We start from the raw sequence: 22,484 nt of genomic DNA on the forward strand, positions 1-22,484 counted from the left end.
TTCTGATTCTAAGATTTAATGTCACCGCACAGGGTAAGGCATTTAGCGATGAAGGTGGTGCTTGATGTCACAGGCGGAAATATCAGAAAGGTGTTGACGCGCTAAACGAAGCTATGACGTTGGCGTAGCCTCTCGTTCGCGTTAGCGTCTCTGAAAGAGAAGGCTTTACGCGGCTATACAGACAATAAAATTGCTGATTACCAATAGCATCAGGATTCATAATTATTGGCAAGCAAGTATGGTAATTCAATAATGACTTCGGTTTTTATATTTAATTGCGAAATAACTTGAATACTTCCTTGATGATTTTGGATAATCTGATAGCAAACAGTTAAACCTAAGCCTATACCTTTACCAACAGATTTAGTAGTGAAAAAGGGATCAAATACTTGGGAAATATTTTTATCATCTATACCTATACCATTATCAATAATTTTAATTGCCACACTATTTTTAGTATCTTTAGTTTGAATTATAATTTTTTTATCCAACTGTTCTGAATGTAATTCCAAAGCATCTATCGCATTTAGTAAAATCTGCATAAATACTTGATTTAGTTGTCGAGGATAACACTCAATTAAGGGAAAATTGTCATATTCTTTAATTACCTGGATAACTGGACAATCATGATGAGGATTCAGACGATGCTGTAGCAGCAACAAAGTACTATCAATTCCTTCATGAAGGTTAACTTTTTTGATCTCGGCTTCATCATGCCGAGAAAAATTTCTCAAAGAGAAAATAATCTCTTGAATTCGATTAGCGCCTGTATCCATAGAAGCTATAATTTGAGGCAAATCTTTTATTAAATAATCAAGTTCAATTTTTTCTGTATAGGTTTGAATCTCTGGATCTGAATAGCGTTGCTGATACCTGAAGATGAGATTGAATAAATCTTGAGTATAGTTGTTGATGTGAGTGAGATTAGCATAAATAAAATTAATTGGATTATTAATTTCGTGGGCAATACCAGCAACTAGATTACCTAGTGAAGACATTTTTTCTGTTTGAATTAAGTGCGATTCTGCCATTTTTAAATTATCTAAAGCTGTATGCAATTGTTCAGTTTTCATCTCTAGTTCCTGATTTTTTTGTAAAAGTTCTACTGTCCGCTCTTGCACTCTTTCTTCCAATGTTTGACGAGCTAGTTCTAATTCTTGAGTGCGTTGCGCTACCCTTTGCTCTAAATTATTGATTAGGGTTGTGAGAGAATTAGCCATTTCCTGGTAAGCATTAGCCAACTGCCCAATTTCACCACCATTTTTAACATTAGGAATGGGGCTACTCAAATCACCTGCTGCTAAAGTTTTACTACGCTTTGCAAGTTGGATAATTGGGTTACTAATTTGTTGAGCTAGTAAATTAGCAATTAACACTGACAGTAGCACTGCTAAACTTAACCCCAACCAAAACAAGCGGGTAAGAGTTAGCTTCGCCTCCTGAAAATATTTTGCTACAATTTGAATCTTGACAATAGCAATAGCCTTATTACCAGAATATATGGGAGCATAAATTGTATTTAATCCCAAATCTGGCTGAATCCGATAGACAGAGTGCTTTTGAGAAATATTTGGTAAAATTTGAGAATCAAAATAAGTTTTTTCCCAAATGTCTGGTTTCCAATCATAACTACTAGAGACGAAAAACTTTCCATCTAAAGAAATTATTTCCAGTCTGGTCGTCGGCTGGGAATAATTTAAAAATTGTCGGAGCCATACTTTATCCATTAACTGTCCTGCAATTAAAGTTCCGAATGGCTTTCCAGTTCCATCACTACGGTAAATAGGTGAGCCTCCCAACAATACTAATCCTTGTGTCCCTGTATCAATTAACTCATGAGATAATTTATTCTGGTTATTTAAATATTTGATTTTTGCTTGTACTATTGGGAGATTAGATATTTGATTTCCGGCAGAGCCAATTATCTCTTTGTTTTTGGACTGAATCACCTTCACTACATCAAGATCAGTCGTGAATAATAGTTGAGTAGAAACTTCTTTTTTTATCCACCCTCGATCTGAATGTTGAACTGCATTATACAAATCAGTCCAATTAGCATAACTAGAAATTAAATTTGCAAGTCCCTTTTCTGTAGCAGCTGTATATCCACGAAAAGCTAAAACTTGATCATCAAGGCGAGTTTTTTCTAGTTCAATGAGTGGTTGTTCTACTAATTGCCAAACTGCACTGCTCAAAACGAAAACTGGTAATAAAGATGCTCCAAATGTAAAAACTAGAATTTTGGGTTGAAGTTTTTGCAAAAATTTTAGTCTTTTAAGGTTTATCATCTGCAAGTACCTTTGACGAATTATCTGGAATTTTTAACACGCTTGATTTAAGCAATGCAGATGTCATCCTAACTTACCAGAAAGAGGGAAAGGGAAAATGGTGGTAAATGTTGCATACAACTATTTTAGATTCCTCCACAAAGTATAAAATCTATATTTTGGATAGCTTTTTGGTCAGAAGCAAATCGCAGCCGCAGTGAATTAACTCAAATTATTTAGGGACAAGTATAGTTAAGCTATTTTTAAATATTCAAATCAAGTATATGCTCACATTTACTTGATTTGAATAACTATCTTGTGTAAGAAGGCAATAGGCAATAGGAAAGAAGGCTTTTTGAGTTATACGGAGTTTTTCACGCAATCAAATATGAGTCCTATAACACTATATTTATCATTCAATACGCTTGGGTTAGCCATAAAAACTTTAAACTGTGTAAGTTGGTTTAAAGAACGGAACCCAACATCAAGAGTTAATTGTTGGGTTTCGTTCCTCAAGCCAACCTACGATTATCCTTAACCCAGGCGTATTTATTTATCATTGCAATAATTAATGTCCTAAAGCTTCGGCTTTTGTCCAGCCATACATATACTCCGCTCTCTCATTGTGTCCTTATGCTCTCTCTATAGGTATTTTTGTTTGAAGGCAACACGCGGTAAATTTACATCTAGTAGTCCACTAGACTAACTTTAATAGATGAATAAGTTCCTAGTCAGGACTTAAATGATTGATTTGAACGCTAAAGTGCTTAGTACGATCCTAGTAAACTTGGCTTGATAGACTCTATTTATGTTGTGCGATCGCGTTAGCTTTAGTAGATAAGTTAAATTAATAAAAAAGCTTGTATTGATGAATCAAAGCGTAAGTGTTGCTCCCAGCCTAGAAGAACACACCCATGAAAATCCTGTTGTTACCAAACAACAGCTATTTACGAAGCAATTAATTGTCCTTGTCTTGGAAATGCTTCTGGCATTACCTCTGGGTTTACTCCTCGCCAAGTTCCAAATTGGCAGGATTGCCTGGATATTTGGCGGGATTGCTGCTGGTACAGTAGTTCTTCAAGGGTGTCGAATTTTTTATCAATATTATCCTCAACCTAACCGCACTGCTAGAAAAGTGGGAATGGCACTTGTAGGCTTAACTGTCGGCGCTTCCAATACCCACGGTAATCTAGCTAGTGTTGCTTCTGGTATTCCCATATTTATTTTTCTGACCTTGTTTCTGCTGCTGAGTGGAAGTTGTATTGGTTATATGTATGCCCGACTCAGCAAAACCAACCTATTGACAGCAATGCTGGCTACTGTTCCTGGTGGTGTCGGAATTATGGCTGCGATCGCAGCCGATTACAATAAAAATGTCAGCTTAGTTGCCCTAGTTCAGGCGATTCGCGTCACTTCAGTAGTGGTTTTGATCCCCTTCATCGCTAAAACATCAGCTGGTAATTACTATCCACAAACGCTCCCAATCAACGCTGATTGGCTCAATCTCGATCCATCTCAACTAGAATTACTCTTGTTAATACTCCTAATCACTGCATTAGTAGTTTATCCAGCTATATTATTTCAAATTCCCGCCGGCGATTTCTTTGGTGCATTGTTGATTGGCATCGGGTTTAATCCTCTGCTACATTGGCTGCCTTTTGTGGGTGATATTAGTTTTAGTCCGCCGCCAATAATAAACTTATTGGGTCAAATGCTCCTGGGAATTACCATTGGTGAGTATTGGGGAGACAAACCCAACTTTCAGAAGCGGACTGTCGGCTATGCCTTGATGTCTGTAGGGATGACTCTCATTGCCGGAGCGATCGCTGCTATACTTGCCATGCAATTCACCTCTTGGGACTGGTTAACCTGTTTGCTAGTCACAGCACCAGGAGGATCGGCAGAAATGATTTTGGTTTCCCTGGCATTAAATCATAATGTTGAAATTGTCACAACTGGTCATTTAGTGCGACTAATTGCGATTAACAGTTCCCTACCTCTTTGGGTGTTTTTGTTTCGCCGCCTGGATGAGCAACTTTCTGAATCAGTTTAATTAATGAAGGTATTAAGAATTGGAAATTGGGAATTGGGAATTGGGAATTGGGCACTGGTACTGAGTACAGTCGTACTCCTTTGGAGAAGCATAGCCTCTCGTAGAGAAGTATGGGGCATTAGTTTTTGACAAATGACAAATGACAAATGACAAATGACTAATGACAAAATTAGCTTATCCTTTTGTTATCCAAACACTAAGGATGCTTTAGATGGTTGCTCAAATCCAAGAACTTGAAGCGCAGCACTGGGTTAAAACTCGTTCTTCCCTCGACCCTAACGAATCCACTTTCCTGATTTGGAAAGGTAAGATTTATGCCTTTATCCCCGGCGAGAAAAGACAACTTCTATTTAAAATGCTGGGATTGAGTGTTAGCCGATGTATTCCCACAGCAGAGGGTAGCTGGGATTTTACTTCTAGAGAACTGACTTACTACCTTAACCCAAAAACAGATGAAATCTTACGCAAGTGGGAGAATCCTTGGACAAGTGAGACAGTTCCGGTAATCCACGTCGCCAATAATCCAGTGCAGGGTAAGTTTGAGGGAAATTTCCCTGCACAAGTAGATGGTGACAGCACAACCTTCGTTTTTGACATATTTCCCTATTACCCCAATCCCCTAGCAGACGATCCCAAATTTGCCGAATACAGCCCAAATCCAATTTATCAGGCAGCAGAATTGTTTAAATTAACTGTGCCAACCGCAGATTTATTCAACTCAGCGCTTCCCTCAGTTTCTGAACTCAAACTGAGTTGGGATCGGATTGGTCAATGGCTTCCCTGGATGAAAATGGGCGATCGCCCCGGTCAACTGATCTACAGTGCTGTTGGCAGCAAAGTCAAGGGTTTAACAGAACTGCCCTCACTGCTGCAAGACGAAATTAATAACCGTATTCCTCTATATAAACAAGCCCCAAAAGCATTGATAGATGGGGAAGATATGACTTCCTGGTTGTACTTCCAAAAGCACTTTCAGTCTTATTTAGCTGGTGAAATCTTCCCGCTTCCCCAAGCAGAAGAATTGTAAATTACAGCAGTTTTCATGTATTTGAAGCACATCTGTCGTAGGGGCAATTCATGAATTGCCCCTACAGCGTGGTCTATTTACCTGAAAATAGCTGTAACTGGAGGACACGCAAAGAGAGATAATTTAGAGTTTGGTGACTATATCTATATATAGATAAACGAGAGTTAGATAAACCGTTCCTGCTTTAACCTTGTGTTCCAATTTGTCACTCTCCGAGGCGGAGAGGGACAGGTTTTGCCTAGGGATTTCCAAGAAATAAACGAACCACAGAGACGCAGAGAACACAGAGAGAGGAGAAATAGAGAGGGTTTTTTGTCCGTTTTGGGATATTTTTTTTATTTGGAAGTCCCCTAGTAAAAACAGGGAGAGGTCTTTTTATTAGTCTGATTAGACAGCAACTATATGACCCGTCGAACTGTCCTTCAATCAAATTTCGCCTCCTGTCCTGAACAATCAAATAGATGTAAACCTAACCGTTGGGAAAGTTCTTCACACACCTTCACCCCTCGCACACTATTACCACGCACATCTAGCAGGGGCGAAAAAACCCCAATACCCATCTTATTGGGTACAACTGCGATAATCCCACCACAAACTCCGCTTTTTGCCGGAATCCCAATTTTGTAAGCCCACTCACCGGCAAAGTTGTACATTCCACAGGTGTACATCACACTCAGAATATCTTTGATGTAACGCTTATCTACCGCCTGTTCTTTGGTGATGGGGTTCATACCTTTGTTAGCCAGAGTAGCCGCCATCACTGCTAAGTCTTCGCAATTCACTATCACAGCACATTGCTGGAAATAAAGATCCAGCGCCTCTTCTATATTCCGGTCAATCATGCCAAAGTTGAGCATCAAATGCGCCATTGCGCGGTTGCGATGCCCTGTACTGCGTTCTGAGGTAAAAACTGAAATGTCAACGAACACGTCCCGGCCGATATATCGCTTGTACATATCCAGCATTCGGTTAAGACGTTCCGTTGGGCCGGAACCTTTGATTAAGCTAGTGGTTGCGATCGCACCAGCGTTTACCATTGGGTTATAAGGTCGCTTCGATTGCTCATCTAAAACGATCGCGTTGAATGCATCGCCTGTCGGTTCTACGCCAACTCTAGTTAAAACGTAATCCAGTCCATGATCTTCTAAGGCAAGTCCATAAGCAAACACTTTAGAAATCGACTGAATGGTAAAAAGTTGGTCGTAATCGCCAACTTTATAAATCTGACCATCTACTGTGACAATACAAATGCTGAACAAATCCGGGTTTACCTTTGCCAATTCTGGAATATATTTCGCTACTGCACCCTCTTGCAGTAACTTGTACTGAGAATGCAATTCCTGAAGAACAGCTAATAATGGCGATGAATCTATTTCTAAATCTCTCTGATTTACTTGGCTTGTCATCACGCTGGTAGCACTCCCCAAAATACTCACTATATATAGTAGGGGTGCAGCCGTACATCCCTACAGCCGCAAAGATTTTGAAAAAGATAGTTTGCTCTAAAAAATCATCTTTGAGCAATTACTTAGTACCAAAAATAGCTGTTGTTGTTTTTGATACCAACAAAAATTGATCTACAAGCGATCGCGAAGATTTCCTAATTTTTTCATCATTAATCACGAAAAATATTAAGTTGAGTATACTTCTTTATTTTATACTCAGTAACACTGGGGTTAAGGGTAATATTAATCACTTATCTACGTTGACTTATGGGGAATAAAAGTCATGATTAATCTAAGTAGAAAAAACATCTTAAACTCAAACTAATTTGCATAATTATTGTAGATGTAACTCATATCACGACTTATTCATAGGGAAATCTAAATATTTGATTAAATAAACGATTTTAAGTATTTATGCCGATGTCATTTAATTAAAGTTATATTATCTTCTTATAGGAAATAGTGAAAATACATGTTATCTAGAATACACGAGTAGTAGTGAGCCTTTAGAACAGAAGTCAACAGGGTGTCGTCATTTTGGCGTGCAAGAAGCGTAAAGTTTTTTGAAGAAATTTTTGAGTTGCAGAAAAAAGCGTTACATAGCCAAAGTCCGCCTTTGAGAAAGGTTTCACCCTTAAATTTGGAACTTTAATTTGATTGAGCAGTCGATAATTACGCTAAAACCCTGATCCCCAAGCCAAAAGGTTCGTGTTAGTCTGTTGCGAGTTATAAATAACAAAGTGAAAACGGAACGAGTTCGAGTTTTTCAGAAGGGAAATCACTTTCACGAGTGAAAAATCCCGCAATTTATAAAACTTAAAGTTCTACAGTCGCTTTCAAAAACGGACGCATGAATCAAAGACATTTGTGGATTATTGTTGCCCTGTCTATGGCTGTTTTGGGCATACCTTCAGTCGGTTGTACTCAAACCACCAAGGGAAATGCTCTAGCATCCCAAAAATCACCTGCCCCTGATGTGGTTAAGGTGGGAGAGTACCAATCCAGAGCAGGGAGACAAACCTTGGATGCTGTGATTACAGAAATTCATCCTCACAACATTAGAGGACGTAAGGCGGCAACCCTTTTTATCCGAAATATACCTGTTCTCACCTTTTTGAGTTCTGTATCAAATACGAATTTTGAATCTAAAAAAGTTGGTGCAATTGGAAATACTGGGGGCGTACAAGAGTACGCCCTTATTGCTAGCAATTCACCAAAGGCACTGAATGCTGACGACGTAACAGATGTGAGTAACCAGATTAGCTCCTCTGACAATGACCCGGTTCAGATAGCTGGTGTAGTAGCAGCTAAGATCAACCAGTTGAATCGGGAAAGTGTAGACGGCAGTAAAATTACCGTCAGTTGGAAAGCAGGGGAAAAATCTAATGCCAATCAAGCACAAAACAAAAGCGCTCCCTCCCGGCAAGATGGCGATCGCTATGTAATCAAAATTAATGGCGAAGAATTGGTCGAAATCAACGAAGCTACACGATTAGCACAGACCAATCCCACCAAAAATTTGGCAGAAGATGCATTGCAAGCAACTAATCGCCTGCGGAGGCTACTAGGCAATGCATCTCCCCTAAAAGAAATTGCTAATTTACCAGTCCGTCAACCAGTCTCAATACCAAAGCTGCCTCAACAGATTGCCGTTGGAGTAGTGCAAGCCACTTTGAGAGGCATGGCTTCTTATTACGGCTATGACGGTTCTGGTACTCAGACTGCAAGCGGTCAGAGATTCAACCCAGAAGCAATGACTGCTGCTCATCGCAGCTTACCCTTTGGTACGCAAGTGCGTGTAACCAATACCCGCAACGGTCGTTCTGTAGTGCTGCGAATTAATGACCGAGGCCCATTCATTCGGGGGCGAGTCATTGACGTATCTGCTGGCGCGGCTCGAATTTTGGGAATGATGGGTAGTGGTGTTGCACCAGTACATATTGAAGTTTTGGGAAAATAATCGAGTAGGTTACAGGTTACAGGTTACAGGGAAAAGATTATTCCCTATCACCTGTCACCTATAACCTTTCCCCTAAATCCAATTCAAGTTCCGTATCACTTAATTCCCCTAGTTCAATCAACTCTTCCCTCTGTTTCAGATATAAACTAACGGGGGAGGGATCGATAAGAACTAGGGGTATTTTTTGTGCGCCTGCTGACAACAGTCGCAGCTTTACGCTGCTATTTAACTAAACGCTGCTCAGAAAACAAGCTGATTGCGGTTACTGAGGATCTAAGACTAGATGAGATAACTGGCTGGTATCAGACGGCAGTCGGTCTAGTGCCAACGATGGGGAATTTGCATCAAGGTCATTTAAGCTTGATCCAACGGGCGCGGCAAGAAAATTCTACGGTGATTGTGAGTATTTTCGTCAATCCCCTGCAATTTGCTCCTAACGAGGATTACCAACGCTATCCCCGGACTTTAGAGCAAGACCAAAAACTTTGCGAACAAGCTGGGGTAGATGCCATTTTTGCACCGACTCCTGAAGAAATGGCAGTTCCCCAGAAGAGTATACAAGAATCAAAGGTTACACAAGTTATACCCCCATCTGCTATGATGACAGGCTTGTGTGGTCGTTCTCGCCTGTGTCATTTTCAAGGTGTCGCTACGATTGTTACCAAGCTTTTCAACTTGGTACAGCCTGACCGTGCCTACTTTGGCCAAAAAGATGGTCAGCAACTGGCAATTATTAAACGCTTAGTAGCTGACTTAAATTTGCCAGTAGAAATTGTTGCTTGTCCAACAGTGCGGGAAGCGTCGGGTCTTGCCTTCAGTTCTCGTAATCAATATTTGACTGCAACGGCAAAAGAACAAGCAGCAGCATTATATCGCGGCTTGCGACGGGCTGAAGCTGCATTCATTGCAGGCGATCGCAATAGCAACAAGTTGATAGCAGTGGTACAGCAAGAAGTGGCAATGGTCAGCACAATTTTAGTGGAATATATTGAATTAGTTGAACCGACTACGTTGATGTCTTTAGAAAAAGTTGAGGAGGAAGGAATGTTGGCGATCGCAGCTCGTCTTGGTTCTACACGTTTGATTGACAATATCATCTTGCGCGATCGTCAACCCATCATCGCCATTGATGGCCCCGCCGGGGCTGGAAAATCCACAGTGGCGCGGCAAGTGGCAGCAAACCTGGGTTTAGTCTATTTAGATACAGGAGCAATGTACCGTGCTGTCACTTGGCTTGTACTGCAAAAGGGGATTGCTATTGATGATGAGTGTGCGATCGCTGAATTAACTAACCTGTGTAAAATTGAACTTACTCCTACCCAGGATTTACAATCGTCCGTGCGGGTTTGGATTAACGGTACTGATGTTACCCAGGTAATTCGCACCATTGAGGTAACTTCTCTTGTATCTGCGATCGCAGCCCAAAGCGCTGTCCGTCAAGCACTGGTTAAACAACAACAAAGCTGGGGTAAAAAAGGTGGTTTAGTCGCTGAGGGACGAGACATTGGTACTCACGTTTTCCCCGATGCTGAAGTGAAAATCTTCTTAACTGCCTCTGTGAGTGAACGCGCCCGTCGCCGCCAAGAAGACTTTAATAAACAAGGTCAATCCGCAATCAATTTAGAGCAGCTAGAACGAGATATTGCCGAACGTGACTGGAAAGATAGCACACGCAAAGTTTCGCCTTTGCAAAAAGCAGCAGATGCCATTGAACTTCAAACTGATGGTTTGGATGTGTCTGAAGTCACGGCACAAATTGTTAACTATTACCAGCAGCGTTTATCTCAGTGCTAATCACCGCTATTTACTGTTAACTTTTTAGTTTCAAAGGGTGGTGGGTGAGTGATTATTCACTTACCATCCTCAAAACAATATTTCAAAATAAGATAATTTCATTATTGATTTACTAAGCCTTAGATTTAGAATTATTAGATTATTTAAGTATTAAATCATCTAGCTTTCGACTGATTTACCACATCGTAATTAATCCTACTAAAGATAGAAGTATTAAAGCTTTAATTGCTAAATGCTAATTATAGATTGGGCTTTCGCTACGAGACATTAGCCATTTTTATTTATAACCGTGAATTCATAGCGATTTGACTTATCAGCGAAGTACTTTGTTTGCATCTTCACTTTATCTTCACTTTGGTAGTAGAATGACGATGTTAAGTTTTATGTTCCATCATTAAAGACATAAAACCTTAAAAATAAAAGCTGTTAATTTTCCAAGCTTCTGCAATAGCTTGAAACTGGAAACCGGTAAAGAGAGGATTTCACACAATGGTATTTGTACAGCCCCCGCTACCCTTCGACAAGAATGCTTTAGAGCCAAATGGCATGAAAGCTGAAACTTTCGAGTATCACTATGGCAAGCATCACAAAGCTTATGTAGACAACCTCAACAAGCTGACTGAAGGTACAGAACTTGCTGATAAGTCTCTGGAAGAAGTGATCAAAATTTCCTTCCAAGACTCCTCTAAGGCGGGAATCTTCAACAACGCTGCTCAAGTTTGGAACCACACCTTCTTTTGGAATTCCTTGAAACCAAATGGTGGCGGCGCACCCACAGGGGATCTCGCAGCCAGGATTGATAAAGATTTTGGTAGCTTCGACAAATTCAAGGAAGAGTTCTCTAACGCAGCTGCAACTCAATTTGGCAGTGGTTGGTCTTGGCTGATTGATGATGGTGGTACGCTGAAGGTGATCAAAACACCAAATGCAGAAAACCCTCTAGCTCATGGTAAGAAGGCACTCCTAACCTTGGATGTTTGGGAACATGCTTACTACATTGACTATAGAAACGCTCGTCCAGCGTTCATCAAGAATTTCCTAGATAACTTGGTTAACTGGGACTTTGCTGCTGAAAACTTGGCTAAAGCTTAATTAATTGCTGTTTTACTCTTAGTAAGCTGCTCCATAAGTTAATTTGCAAAAGTTGAGGCAGAAAGTCCACCAGAAAAGGGAGAAATTCTTTTTAGTTTCTCCCTTTTGTATTTTTCAGTAGCAGGGTGGTTTCATACAACCAGAGAAAAACTAAAACTGGGTTTCAAAGCCTCTCCCCGAAACGGAGAGAGGTTTGGAGAGGGGTAATAAGCCATGCCACAAAACAAGAAATCAATACTTGTATATTTTTCTTTTTTCCTATGAAACCACCCTGCTTTTCTGTTTTTCAGTAGTGGGATGGGCACTGTCTGGATAAAAGTAGTGGTAAGAAAATCAAAATTAGGGCTTGTGCATTGACACAAAAGACTAAATATGAATTGTTTAAAAAACTATTTGTTGTAAAGGCAATACCCTGCGTGAAGCCGCTTTGCGTCTACATGAATTGCTTTTATAACGCGGATATATTTACTATTAAAGAATAATTAATAAAAACCTGAAACCAAACATTTACCTTATACACAATATGATTCTTTTGTACAGGGTGTAATTCTTAAAAATATAAAACATTATGGATAGCAAAGAACTAGCACAATACATCGAAGCAACGAATAGCATCACTAAACCTTGGGTATTGGTACAACTGCGCCTCAAGAAATTGCAAGAGCGTCGAGCCACCCTTACAAACGATGTCTACGCCAAAGAATTAGAAGATATTTACCAAGACTTGATGAATTTGGGTGAATGGTGGCGTGGTATTGAAGATGAGGTATTTTAAAGTGAGGAGTTATCACTTCTCCTAACTTTTAACTCTTGCACAGACGCTATTAATCGCATCTCCATTCCTAACTTAAAACGCAACCTGATGGCTCAAGCTCTCGATCAAGTCGATTACGATACTCTCGATGCCGCAAAAAGACGCTTCATCGATGCTGCAAAACGCACACTTACCTTTGCAAGTGCCTATGGTACCGTCCCCTCGTCGGGTCTTGGAGCAAGTGCTAACGCTTTCAGCTTCAACCTCGCTCCATTTATTCAAGCGGGCGCTCCAGAACTTTCTCTAACACTCGTCCCTGAAGGACTAGGAACGGCAGACGATACCCGCCCTGATGACCTTTCTGAAGAAGAACTTCGGCGATTTTGGTGGAATATCGGTATCAAGATGATCTCGTGTTTGACAAACGACGCGGCAACATCAGGGATGCAGACTCTACTTCTTGGTCTTTATCTGCCATCAAGTACTCCTGAAACAATCTTTACCCCCGCTTTCCTTGATGGGTTTCTGGATGGAGTCGTTGAGGGGTGCAAACGAGTAGGATGTGTCTATCTCTCAGGGGAAACTCCTCAATTGAAAACTAAGATGATTCCAGGCCGGCTCGACATTGCGGGTTCGGTTTTTGGCGTGATGCCGCCTGGTGTCGCTCCTATTGATAGCTCGCGTCTGGATGCCGGAAATACTATTGTTCTTGTTGAGAGTTCTGGCCCCCATGAGAACGGGTTTACCCCACTGCGAAAGCTTACTGAGTCTCTTCCTGATGGCTATAGAACAAAACTTCCCAGTGGGCAGGAGTTTTGGGAAGCGATGAATGCTGCGTCGTATCTCTACACGCCACTTGTACAGGCAGTGCTTGGCGAAGGAATTCGCCCCACCGCGATAGAGAATATAACCGGTCATGGTTGGCAGAAGCTGATGCGGTCGGTGAAACCACTTCGGTACGTCATCGAAACAATGCTCCCAGTGCCGGAGATATTTACTTTTGTAGAGGGTCATCTTGAGGGCGGGGCAGAGACGATGCTTTCCGTGTTCAATTACGGAGCCGGATTTGCATTCTATACGGAATCTGAGCAGGATGCAGAAAGGATTGTCATCCTCGCAAGAGAACATCAGCTAACAGCTGTGATTGCCGGCAGGGTTGAAGCGTCCCTTAGCCGCGAGGTGGTAGTAGAACCGCTTGGGGTGACGTTGAAGGGAGATTCTTTTGGAATTGCGCGGGGAGTATAATTATCCGCAAGCGTAGGCATAGCCCGTCGTAGACATCGCTAGTTTTTGGAAAGCTATTGTAAACTCCACTCATGCGATGCCTGCGGCTGGCTTTGTATACACTGAATGTCATTACTAAATGAAATAAAAGCTAGTATAATTACTGGGATTTCTATTTTTTTAATACGTGATATATATTTAAATCCCAGACTAATTTGAGAAAATCATTCTCCTAAGCCTTTAAAAACAAGCTATTTAGCATAAATAGTATAGGCGTATTTCTAAAACTTTATATGCAATATTTTTTACTACTTACATTTAAAGTAGTTCAAACTACCCATGACTACTGAGGTTAAGATTTGCTAACGTAGTCTTAACATATTGAAAAATTTGCTGGAAAAGCTGAGAAAGTAGCCACCAATACACTAATTTACAGTGTTGGAAATTTCTCATCTGTAAATAGGGCGTTTTAGTGTGTTAAGGATATATATTTTTATTCAGAGGGGGTTATGGCTGTAAATTTGGCCCGGACTACTGCTTCGGCAGAACTTTTGAAGCAAGTATTCCAGAACATTGATGCATACAGTTGTCCAAGGTTGTTCAACTTTCACATGCACACTGTCCACTCAGATGGCAGGTTGCAGCCGAGTGGATTGATGGAGCAGGCGATCGCTATTGGACTAAAAGGATTGGCGATCACTGACCATCATGGCATTATGGGCTATCAAGCGGCCCTTGCTTGGTTAGAAGATTGGAAGTGGAGTAATCCTGGTGCAACAACTCCTTACCTGTGGAGTGGTGTAGAAATCAATGCTAACCTTCTGGATATAGAAGTTCACATTTTGGCTTACGCTTTTGCTCCAGAACACCCTAGCATGAAACCCTATCTGCAAAGAAGGCCGACTACAGGCCAAGAATATCAGGCAAGTAACGTGATTGCCGCTATTCATCAAGCTGGGGGATTGGCAGTTCTGGCTCATCCAGCGCGTTATAAGCGATCGCATTTTGACTTAATTCCAGCTGCATCCCAAAAGGGTATCGATGGTGTAGAAACTTTCTACGCCTACAATAACCCTAACCCTTGGAAACCCAGCGTATTGGAATCAGAACAAGTGCAAAAGTTGGCTGATGAATACTTTCTTTTCAATACCTGTGGTACTGACACTCACGGTTTGAGTCTGCTACAACGCTTGTAAAGATGAATCAATTTTTTCACATCTCCTGGTTCAATCTGCCAGGAGGTTATCTTTTTTTAGATGTCCGATAGTTAATTGCTTTTAGAGTTAATTTCAAGAGATTGAGAAGCTATTTTAATTGTCTCTTTGGCAGCTTTTTCTTTACGTTCACTATAGCGGTCTGTGAGATAATCAACTTTGTCACGCAATACCAAGGAAAACTTGTAAAGTTCTTCCATCACATCTACAACGCGATCGCGGTAGGGTGAATCTTTCATCGTGCCGTCTTCATTAAACTCTTGATATGCTTTAGCCACTGAGGATTGATTGGGGATCGTGAACATCCGCATCCAGCGTCCAAGAATTCTTAATGTGTTGACAGCATTAAAAGACTGAGATCCGCCGCTTACTTGCATGACAGCTAAAGTTCTCCCTTGAGTCGGGCGAACGGCTCCAATACTGAGGGGAATCCAGTCAATTTGGTTTTTCATAATGCCAGAAATCTGACCGTGCAGTTCTGGGCTAGACCATACCTGTCCTTCCGACCACAGGCTTAATTGGCGCAACTCCTGCACCTTTGGGTGGGTGTCAGGTACGCTACCATATATTGGCAGTTCTCGGGGATCGAAAAACTTCACTTCTGCCCCAAATTCTTCAATAATGCGTGCTGCTTCTTCTGCTAAGAGACGGCTATAGGAACGCTCACGTAAGGAGCCATACAAAAACAAAATTCTGGGCGGATGGTCAAATGTCGTCATGGTAATTGCTTAGGAATTTCCAAGAAATAAGTATCCAATAAAAGGAATCACAGAGGCGCAGAGGACACGGAGAGATGAAGAAGTTGCAATCTTTAAGCTTGTTCTACATTTAAATTGCATATACTGGGCGGGCAGGATGCCCACCCCACAAGAGTTATATTTAATTCGATTATGCAAATTAGATGTTTTTTAGCTTATTGAGCAGGTGTAATTTCTTTATTCACAGACTCAATCAATTGAGTCACCCGTTCTTTAATCTCATCGCGGACTCTAGGAAAAATTTCTGGTTGTTCTGCTGGATCGTCTAATTGCCAATCTTCAAATACTTCCCGTGTAACCCACTCTGGCGGTAAATTCACGCCACAGCCACACAAAGAAATCACTACATCAAAGTCTTGCGCTTGGAAATCACTAAGGGGTTTAGAGTGTTGATCGGTAATGTCGATACCAATTTCTTTCATAGTGGCGATCGCTTCTGGTCTGACCTGACTTGCTTCTAATCCAGAGCTAATCACTTCAATTTTTCCCTTACCAAGGGTTTTAGCAAAGCCTTCCGCCATTTGAGAACGGGCAGAATTCTTTTTGCAAACAAACATCACTCGTTTCATAATTGGATTCCCCCAATAATGTCGTTAAATTTATAAGCTGCGAGATTCAGTTGTTACGAAATATTCGTAATTCGTAATTACATTTAAGCCGTGCTGTGCTACTTATTAGAGGCAGTTCTATCAATTAAGATCAGCTACTACTTTGATTACACAATCTTTAGTGTCAAAGATTATGATCATTTTAAGACACCAAAACAGCGCGGATCTTGCAATGTCGCTTTTTCCGGTTCCCGTGGAAACCAAGCTGCTGTGCGTTTACAAAGCTCAACCAGCATCAACATTACTGGCACTTCAATTAAAACTCCTACCACTGTAGCAAGTGCTGCACCTGAATTTAAGCCAAATAGCATCACAGCAGTGGCAATAGCAACTTCAAAATGATTACTTGCTCCAATTAATGCTGCGGGTGCGGCATCTTCGTAGGATAAATTCATCTTCAATGCTGCTACATAACTAATCAAGAAAATGAAATTAGTTTGGATAAATAGTGGTACGGCAATTAACAAGATATGCAAGGGATTTTTAACAATTAGTTCGCCCTTGAATGCAAATAGCAGTACCAAAGTTAGCAATAGAGCAGTAATTGAAACTGGAGTCAGATACTTTAAGAATCGTCTTTCAAACCATTCTGTACCTTTGTATTTAAAAATCCAGTAACGGCTGTACATTCCCGCCACTAGGGGAAACCCAACATAAATCACGACTGACAAAACAATAGTTTGCCAAGGTACGGTTAAATCATTCGCCGCTAATAACCATCTACCCAATGGTGCGTATAAGAATAGCATCGCCAGAGAATTTACTGCCACCATTATTAAGGTGTGTCCCTGGTTGCCGTAGGAAAGATATCCCCACAACAGTACCATTGCTGTACAAGGAGCAATTCCTAGTAAGATGGTACCAGCAATATAAGAATTCGCCAGCGTTACTTCACTACCGCCAATGATCTCAGTTCCGGTAATCAAAGGACGAAATAACCATCCTAAGAAAAATTGAGCAAATATTACCATCGTGAATGGTTTAATTAACCAGTTCACTACCAAGGTGAGAATAACAGGTTTTGGGGCGCGGATAGCATTTGCTGCTTGTGTGAAGTCAATCTTCACCATGATTGGATACATCATGAAAAACAAACATACTGCGATGGGAATAGACACTTGATACACACTCATTGCATCAAGAGCTACCGCTATTCCTGGGAACAATCTACCTAGTGCAATTCCGACAAAGATACACAAAAATACCCAAACGGTGAGATATTTTTCAAAAAAACTTAGATTGCTTCCTGCTTGTATCCGGGCTGTACTGGCTTGTGAATTCTGACTCATTGGAATAAACCTAAAAATAAAAGAAATCGCTAAAACTTGCCTTCTTTCCGTAACAACTCCCCAATTGTTAGGTTCATCTCTGCTTTTCCTTCAAATACTGTTCCCACTTTGCCTTGATACAAATGGACGTAATTGAGATGTTTGCTGTCATCTGGTAAAGGGATATAGCCCACAGCAGTAGCTATTGTTGGTGCTTTATCAATGTAAAATTCGACAAATTTGTTTACTAATCCTTTGTTTTGGTTATCCCGAAAATTAACGTAGATAAACAAAGGTCGAGCAAGGGGCTGATACTGAACTTTCTCTACAGTTTGACGTGATGGCAGTACTGCACCTTTGCCGCTATCAATTGCCAGCGCTTTTAACTTATCTTGGTGTTTTTCATAATAGGCATAGCCAAAGTAACCCAAAGCGTTTGGATCTTTGCTGATGCCATCCACCAATACTTGATCATTTTCACTTGCTGTGTAGTCATTACGACTGACTCTAGCTTTACCTACAGTCGCTTCTGTAAAGTAGTCAAAAGTACCAGACTTCTTCCCAGCACCATACAAATTTATTGGGCGATCTGGCCAAGATGCACGTACTTGGTTCCAGCGAGTAATTTTCCCTTGGGACTCCGGTTCCCAAATCTTTTTCAATTCTGTTACTGTGATGTCTTTTGCCCAATTGTTTTGCGGATTGACGGCGACGGTAAGCGCATCAAAAGCAATGGGAAATTCCATATATGCCACACCATTTTTTTTGCAAGCTTCCATCTCTGCCGTCAAAATCGGTCGGGAAGCATTGCTAATATCTGTTTCTCCAGCACAGAATTTTTCAAATCCGCCAGTAGTACCAGAAATGTTAACTGCAACCTGTACCCGATTTTTTGGGTTAGCTTGATAGTCTTTAGCGATCGCCTGTGTAATGGGATAGACCGTGCTGGAACCATCAATTTTAATTGTTGCTGTTGCATTACCAGAATCTCTTACCTCAGTTACAGCAGGTGACTGCTGAGTTTGAGTAGATGTGTTGGATGCTGCTGTGCAACTGGTCGTCAAAGCCAACATTCCGAGTGCGAGAGCCAATTCCTTTGCTGCTGTGTTCATTGACCCCAGCCCTGTGAGTTATATCAAGAGTATATCTCTATCATTTCAAAAAAAATTGATTTGTCAATCCGTAAATAGCTATAAGGAAACAAAACATTACAAAAAAAATTGATGGATTTTTAAGTCTCGCAGGGGGGACGAATAGGTAATATTGGGCTAAAACGGCGGAATTCTGCTAAATACTGTTCTAGGGCAACAAATTGGGTCAGATTGAGGCTGTAGTAAATCCAGCGCCCTTCTTGACGAGCGCGAACTAAACCAGCTTCTTTCAAGGTTTTGAGGTGAAAAGACAGTTTAGACTGAGTGGTTCCCAGGTGGTCGCATAGGTCGCACACGCATAGTTCTTGAGAGCGTAAGAGTTCTAAGACCTGAATTCGTAAGGGATCGGATAGGGCATGAAAGCCAGCAGCGATCGCATCAGGAGTGAAGGTGCTATTAGGAGCCATCAATTTTTTTTGAAGTATTTATTTATGGTAAAGTCTAAATCATCGCAAAGCAATTGGCAGCATTGCATCGTGAATGATGCCTACTTGTTTTTTTGGTTTAGGGACTTCCAAATAAAAAATATCCCAAAGTCGATAGCAAAATTCTCTCTATTTCTCTTCACTCTGTGTTCTCTGCGCGGCAGTCGCTCATGGGGGAAACCCCCATCGCGCAGCGTCTCGTAGAGAAGACCGCGCTGCCTTGTCTCTGTGGTTAGTTTATTTGGATAATTTATTTTTTGGAAATCCCTTATAGTCGATTCTTAGTTGGGATCACAATCATTGAGAAATAGGGTACTTTATCTGGATCGACTTCATCCAAGGGTATGATGCGTTGCTGTGATGTTGATGCCCGCTCAATATATCTTGCCCGTGATGCTAGCCCTAATTTATGCAGGATATCCCGTACTTTGGTAAAGTGACGACCTAGCTTCATAATTGCTGCTGCATCAGTCATCAACAAATGTGTAGTCAGTTCTTCTGCTGGTAATGGGGCGGGTAAGACTGTGAGAATATCAGTGTAGTAAGTGAAAGGTACACCCAAAGCTACCGGACAAGCCATCAGCGAGGAAACTCCGGGGATAACTTCTGTTGGGTACTCTTCAGATAATCGTGTGAAAACGTACATGAAGGAACCATAGAAAAATGGATCGCCTTCGCATAACACCACCACATCCCGACCGGCTGCTAAATGGTCGGCGATTGGTTGAATTTCTTTGTCATAAATAGACTTGGCCTTTTCTGGTTCTAAAGCGCGGGGGAGATGAAACAACACCTCGATTTGATTACCAGGAAGATATTGCGCCACGATCGCTCTAGCGACACTTTCTTTATCTGTGGCTGATTGATAAGCTACCACAGGAGCCGCACGTAATAGCCGCAATGCTTTCAGAGTCAATAATTCGGGATCGCCGGGGCCTACACCAATTCCATAGAGACGACCTTTGATTTTGCTCATTATTCTTCCTCCGTTGCCAGGGCGTTAACTGCGGCGGCTGCGATCGCACTTCCACCGCGCCGACCGTGTAATGTTAAAAATGGTACATTCCTGCTATCTGCTGCCAGCGCCGCTTTCGATTCGGCTGCACCGACAAATCCCACTGGAAAGCCTAAGATAATCGCAGGTTTGTTAGCTCCCTCATCGAGCATTTCTAAGAGTCTAAATAGTGCTGTGGGCGCATTACCAATTGCAATTACCGATCCCTCCAGGTGCGATCGCCATAATTCCAATGCTGCCGCCGACCTTGTAGTACCCAGACGCTGGGCCATTTCTGGGACTTCCGGCTCGTTGAGGGTACAGATAACTTGATTGTTTGCAGATAACCGTCGCCTGGTAACGCCATCGGCAACCATCCGGCAATCGCATAAAATTGGCGCTCCTGCTGCTAGCGCTGCCCTTGCGGATTGCACTGCTGTTGGTGAATATCCCAAGTCAGTAACAATATCCGTCATCCCACAGGCATGAATAAGACGCACCGCAACTTTTGCTACATCTGGTGGCAGCATATCTAGGTTTGCTTCTGACCGGATGATTGCAAAAGAATTACGGTAAATTTCGTTGGCATCTCGGATATAGTCTGGCATTCGATTTGGGATTTTAGATTTTGGATTGATTTGTTAATTAACCGCAGAGGCGCAGAGAACACAGAGGAAGAGAAGCAGATTTCTAAGTATTTATTAAAGGATTTACGCAAAATACCTCTCAAACTCTATATTTCTCTGTGTTCTCTGTGCCTCTGTGGTAACCTACGGCAAGCCGCTTTGCGTCTACAATTTTTCTGCATATCGATTAGCAAATTCCCCAAAGGACTCATCAGAATTTAGGCGTTGAATTTGATATACATCTAGCATCCGCTTTATTAATGCAGGTAGTTCCGCAAAAGTCACATATTGATATATTTCCCATCCAAATTTATGCTCACTGTCACCAACATAAACGTGATAGCCCTCCACAGTTCCATTGCCATCCTCAATGCTGACACCGAGCAAAGTAATATCACTCTTGCTATGCTGGGCGCAGGATTTTTCGCAGCCAGTAAAGTGGATATTAACTGGGCAATCCAGAGTAACGCGAGTTTCAAGATACTCTGCTAATGCTAGTGCATGACTTTTGGTGTCCGTGGCAGAAGAGGCGCAACCCTTTTTTCCAGAACAGGCAACTAATGAACTCTTGATGTTAGTTGCTGAGGTATCTAATCCTAAGAAAGCAATTTCACTTTGGACATCACCAACCCATTGCTGAGGAATATCTGTTAGCAGCAAATTTTGCCAGGGGGTTAACCGAAGAGTACCGCTACCATATTTTGCTGCTAAATCTGCTAAACTCCTCATCTGCTTACTCTCCAAGCGTCCAAGAGGTAACACCGCACCAATGTAAAATAAGCCTTGCTGACGTTGGGGATGGATGCCAATATGCTGATATTTAGCATCTGACCTCTCCCCTAACCCCTCTCCTACAAGGAGAGGGGAGAATTTCTCCCCCTTCCCTCGTAGGGAAGGGGGTTGGGGGGTTAGGTCACTGCATAAAAGAGAAAAAGGTAGACGCTGCTGAACTTCTTGCAGATAATTTTCACAACCCAAAGTATTCAATAACTCTAAGAGACGTAGCCGACGCTTACTTGTAGTATTACTATGAGCTAGATAGACCTCTGTTAAAGCTGCTAAAACGGGTAAACATTGCTCTGGTGTTAACAAAATCCCCGTATCGCTAGGCGGTTGACCCTTTGCCCCGACACTGAGATAGAGGCGGAAGTAAACATTACCGTCAACTAAGACAGCAGCAAATAGGATATCATTCAAGCGATCGCACACCCGAATTATTCCACCACCATCAAAGCAAACGCTAAATTTTGCCGAGAGTCCTGAAAGCGCCGGATGTGCAGCAATATAATTATCCCAATCTTGCACAAAAGGGCGGGTGTCGATTAATTCTTGCGGGTCAATACCAGCAGTTGGGCTGGTCATAATATTACGGATATGGTCTACAACCGAATTGCGAGAACCCAATCCCATATCCTGTAAATGCTGCAAAACCTCACTATTTATCCCCGTGCGAATTTCGCGGACTTGTAGGTTAGCTCGATTAGTGACATCAACATAGCCACCACCATACTGGTCTGCTATATCTGCGATCGCACGGCACTGCTGACTACTAATAATTCCACCTGGTATTCTAATGCGAGATAATATACCATCGGCGGCGGGTGTAGCATAAAACAAGCCAGGACAAGTGGCAAATCCAGAAAGCAAACTTGGAACTCCTTCCCCGTGCAACGCAGGGAGTAGACGGTGAGTGTGACATCTTGAGAGTTGGCATTCTGACTTGGGTGATCCCATCACAGCTGCGGCACAGTCCCGGAATTTCACCGGAGTTTCCCAACACCAAGCCTTAATAATTTAGCACGAGAAGGTAGTCAGAAAATTTAA

Annotated in this window: 18 protein-coding genes and 1 riboswitch; of the genes, 8 read left to right on the forward strand and 10 right to left on the reverse strand. The window is 41.7% G+C overall.

What is annotated here, in order from left to right; all coding sequences use genetic code 11:
* Positions 1-209: 209 nt before the first annotated feature.
* Positions 210-2,288 carry an ATP-binding protein gene (locus GJB62_RS26220; RefSeq protein WP_114084826.1) on the reverse strand — a complete coding sequence of 693 codons (2,079 nt, stop codon included), beginning with the start codon at positions 2,286-2,288 and terminating at the stop codon, positions 210-212.
* Positions 2,289-3,135: 847 nt separating this feature from the next.
* Here GJB62_RS26220 and GJB62_RS26225 point away from each other — a divergent pair.
* Together GJB62_RS26225 and GJB62_RS26230 are read left to right on the forward strand one after the other, a co-directional pair.
* Positions 3,136-4,320 (forward strand): AbrB family transcriptional regulator, encoded by a 1,185-nt coding sequence (locus GJB62_RS26225; protein ID WP_114084825.1) that lies wholly within the window; start codon positions 3,136-3,138, stop codon positions 4,318-4,320.
* Between the two features lie 211 nt (positions 4,321-4,531).
* Positions 4,532-5,347: a DUF1838 domain-containing protein gene (locus GJB62_RS26230; RefSeq protein WP_114084824.1), complete on the forward strand. Its 816-nt coding sequence runs from the start codon at positions 4,532-4,534 to the stop codon at positions 5,345-5,347.
* A 422-nt stretch (positions 5,348-5,769) separates the two neighbouring features.
* Here the strand turns inward: GJB62_RS26230 and glsA are convergent, their stop codons facing one another.
* Complete coding sequence (glsA, locus tag GJB62_RS26235) at positions 5,770-6,753, reverse strand: glutaminase A (protein ID WP_114084823.1); 984 nt, start codon at positions 6,751-6,753, stop codon at positions 5,770-5,772.
* Positions 6,754-7,642: 889 nt separating this feature from the next.
* Between glsA and GJB62_RS26240 the strand changes: the two genes are divergently transcribed.
* The 6 genes from GJB62_RS26240 (at position 7,643) to GJB62_RS26265 (ending at position 14,812) form a co-directional block, all read left to right on the forward strand.
* Entirely contained in the window at positions 7,643-8,752 is a 1,110-nt protein-coding gene (locus GJB62_RS26240) for a septal ring lytic transglycosylase RlpA family protein (protein WP_114084822.1), read from the forward strand.
* Positions 8,753-8,938: 186 nt separating this feature from the next.
* Entirely contained in the window at positions 8,939-10,546 is a 1,608-nt protein-coding gene (locus tag GJB62_RS26245) for a bifunctional pantoate--beta-alanine ligase/(d)CMP kinase (RefSeq protein ID WP_114084821.1), read from the forward strand.
* 489 nt (positions 10,547-11,035) lie between these two features.
* The gene (locus GJB62_RS26250; protein ID WP_114084820.1) at positions 11,036-11,638 is read left to right on the forward strand and encodes a superoxide dismutase; all 603 of its coding nucleotides are present in this window, start codon (positions 11,036-11,038) and stop codon (positions 11,636-11,638) included.
* A gap of 568 nt (positions 11,639-12,206) precedes the next feature.
* A complete protein-coding gene (locus GJB62_RS26255; protein ID WP_114084819.1) occupies positions 12,207-12,413 on the forward strand; it encodes a hypothetical protein in 207 nt (68 codons plus the stop codon).
* An 87-nt stretch (positions 12,414-12,500) separates the two neighbouring features.
* Positions 12,501-13,637: an AIR synthase related protein gene (locus GJB62_RS26260; RefSeq protein WP_114084818.1), complete on the forward strand. Its 1,137-nt coding sequence runs from the start codon at positions 12,501-12,503 to the stop codon at positions 13,635-13,637.
* Between the two features lie 488 nt (positions 13,638-14,125).
* Positions 14,126-14,812: a PHP domain-containing protein gene (locus GJB62_RS26265; RefSeq protein WP_114084817.1), complete on the forward strand. Its 687-nt coding sequence runs from the start codon at positions 14,126-14,128 to the stop codon at positions 14,810-14,812.
* A gap of 71 nt (positions 14,813-14,883) precedes the next feature.
* On the opposite strand, the gene arsH is transcribed toward GJB62_RS26265, so the two are convergent.
* The 8 genes from arsH to cobG all read right to left on the reverse strand — a co-directional run bounded on the left by arsH (position 14,884) and on the right by cobG (position 22,394).
* A complete protein-coding gene (gene arsH, locus GJB62_RS26270; RefSeq protein ID WP_114084816.1) occupies positions 14,884-15,549 on the reverse strand; it encodes an arsenical resistance protein ArsH in 666 nt (221 codons plus the stop codon).
* Between the two features lie 194 nt (positions 15,550-15,743).
* The gene (arsC, locus tag GJB62_RS26275) at positions 15,744-16,157 is read right to left on the reverse strand and encodes an arsenate reductase, glutathione/glutaredoxin type (protein ID WP_114084815.1); all 414 of its coding nucleotides are present in this window, start codon (positions 16,155-16,157) and stop codon (positions 15,744-15,746) included.
* A 176-nt stretch (positions 16,158-16,333) separates the two neighbouring features.
* Positions 16,334-17,485, reverse strand: coding sequence for an ACR3 family arsenite efflux transporter (gene arsB, locus GJB62_RS26280; RefSeq protein ID WP_114084814.1), 1,152 nt, complete (start codon positions 17,483-17,485; stop codon positions 16,334-16,336).
* 29 nt (positions 17,486-17,514) lie between these two features.
* Entirely contained in the window at positions 17,515-18,576 is a 1,062-nt protein-coding gene (locus tag GJB62_RS26285) for a PstS family phosphate ABC transporter substrate-binding protein (protein WP_114084813.1), read from the reverse strand.
* Between the two features lie 119 nt (positions 18,577-18,695).
* The gene (locus GJB62_RS26290) at positions 18,696-19,022 is read right to left on the reverse strand and encodes a metalloregulator ArsR/SmtB family transcription factor (RefSeq protein WP_114084812.1); all 327 of its coding nucleotides are present in this window, start codon (positions 19,020-19,022) and stop codon (positions 18,696-18,698) included.
* A 286-nt stretch (positions 19,023-19,308) separates the two neighbouring features.
* Entirely contained in the window at positions 19,309-20,016 is a 708-nt protein-coding gene (locus GJB62_RS26295) for a precorrin-2 C(20)-methyltransferase (RefSeq protein WP_114084811.1), read from the reverse strand.
* Positions 20,016-20,642 (reverse strand): precorrin-8X methylmutase, encoded by a 627-nt coding sequence (locus tag GJB62_RS26300; protein ID WP_114084810.1) that lies wholly within the window; start codon positions 20,640-20,642, stop codon positions 20,016-20,018. The genes GJB62_RS26295 and GJB62_RS26300 overlap by 1 nt, the downstream gene beginning before the upstream one ends.
* A gap of 183 nt (positions 20,643-20,825) precedes the next feature.
* Complete coding sequence (gene cobG / locus GJB62_RS26305) at positions 20,826-22,394, reverse strand: precorrin-3B synthase (RefSeq protein WP_159402584.1); 1,569 nt, start codon at positions 22,392-22,394, stop codon at positions 20,826-20,828.
* Positions 22,352-22,459: riboswitch (cobalamin riboswitch) on the reverse strand. It overlaps the preceding gene by 43 nt.
* Positions 22,460-22,484: the final 25 nt, after the last annotated feature.

This window comes from Nostoc sp. ATCC 53789 (assembly GCF_009873495.1).
GTDB lineage: Bacteria > Cyanobacteriota > Cyanobacteriia > Cyanobacteriales > Nostocaceae > Nostoc > Nostoc muscorum_A.

What these genes read in the sequence shown, in the direction of transcription:
- GJB62_RS26220 (WP_114084826.1), bottom strand. Translation starts at nt 2,288, where the DNA reads ATGATAAACCTTAAAAGACTAAAATTTTTGCAAAAACTTCAACCCAAA.
- GJB62_RS26225 (WP_114084825.1), top strand. Translation starts at nt 3,136, where the DNA reads ATGAATCAAAGCGTAAGTGTTGCTCCCAGCCTAGAAGAACACACCCAT.
- GJB62_RS26230 (WP_114084824.1), top strand. Translation starts at nt 4,532, where the DNA reads ATGGTTGCTCAAATCCAAGAACTTGAAGCGCAGCACTGGGTTAAAACT.
- glsA (WP_114084823.1), bottom strand. Translation starts at nt 6,753, where the DNA reads ATGACAAGCCAAGTAAATCAGAGAGATTTAGAAATAGATTCATCGCCA.
- GJB62_RS26240 (WP_114084822.1), top strand. Translation starts at nt 7,643, where the DNA reads ATGAATCAAAGACATTTGTGGATTATTGTTGCCCTGTCTATGGCTGTT.
- GJB62_RS26250 (WP_114084820.1), top strand. Translation starts at nt 11,036, where the DNA reads ATGGTATTTGTACAGCCCCCGCTACCCTTCGACAAGAATGCTTTAGAG.
- GJB62_RS26255 (WP_114084819.1), top strand. Translation starts at nt 12,207, where the DNA reads ATGGATAGCAAAGAACTAGCACAATACATCGAAGCAACGAATAGCATC.
- GJB62_RS26260 (WP_114084818.1), top strand. Translation starts at nt 12,501, where the DNA reads ATGGCTCAAGCTCTCGATCAAGTCGATTACGATACTCTCGATGCCGCA.
- GJB62_RS26265 (WP_114084817.1), top strand. Translation starts at nt 14,126, where the DNA reads ATGGCTGTAAATTTGGCCCGGACTACTGCTTCGGCAGAACTTTTGAAG.
- arsH (WP_114084816.1), bottom strand. Translation starts at nt 15,549, where the DNA reads ATGACGACATTTGACCATCCGCCCAGAATTTTGTTTTTGTATGGCTCC.
- arsC (WP_114084815.1), bottom strand. Translation starts at nt 16,157, where the DNA reads ATGAAACGAGTGATGTTTGTTTGCAAAAAGAATTCTGCCCGTTCTCAA.
- arsB (WP_114084814.1), bottom strand. Translation starts at nt 17,485, where the DNA reads ATGAGTCAGAATTCACAAGCCAGTACAGCCCGGATACAAGCAGGAAGC.
- GJB62_RS26285 (WP_114084813.1), bottom strand. Translation starts at nt 18,576, where the DNA reads ATGAACACAGCAGCAAAGGAATTGGCTCTCGCACTCGGAATGTTGGCT.
- GJB62_RS26290 (WP_114084812.1), bottom strand. Translation starts at nt 19,022, where the DNA reads ATGGCTCCTAATAGCACCTTCACTCCTGATGCGATCGCTGCTGGCTTT.
- GJB62_RS26295 (WP_114084811.1), bottom strand. Translation starts at nt 20,016, where the DNA reads ATGAGCAAAATCAAAGGTCGTCTCTATGGAATTGGTGTAGGCCCCGGC.
- GJB62_RS26300 (WP_114084810.1), bottom strand. Translation starts at nt 20,642, where the DNA reads ATGCCAGACTATATCCGAGATGCCAACGAAATTTACCGTAATTCTTTT.
- cobG (WP_159402584.1), bottom strand. Translation starts at nt 22,394, where the DNA reads ATGGGATCACCCAAGTCAGAATGCCAACTCTCAAGATGTCACACTCAC.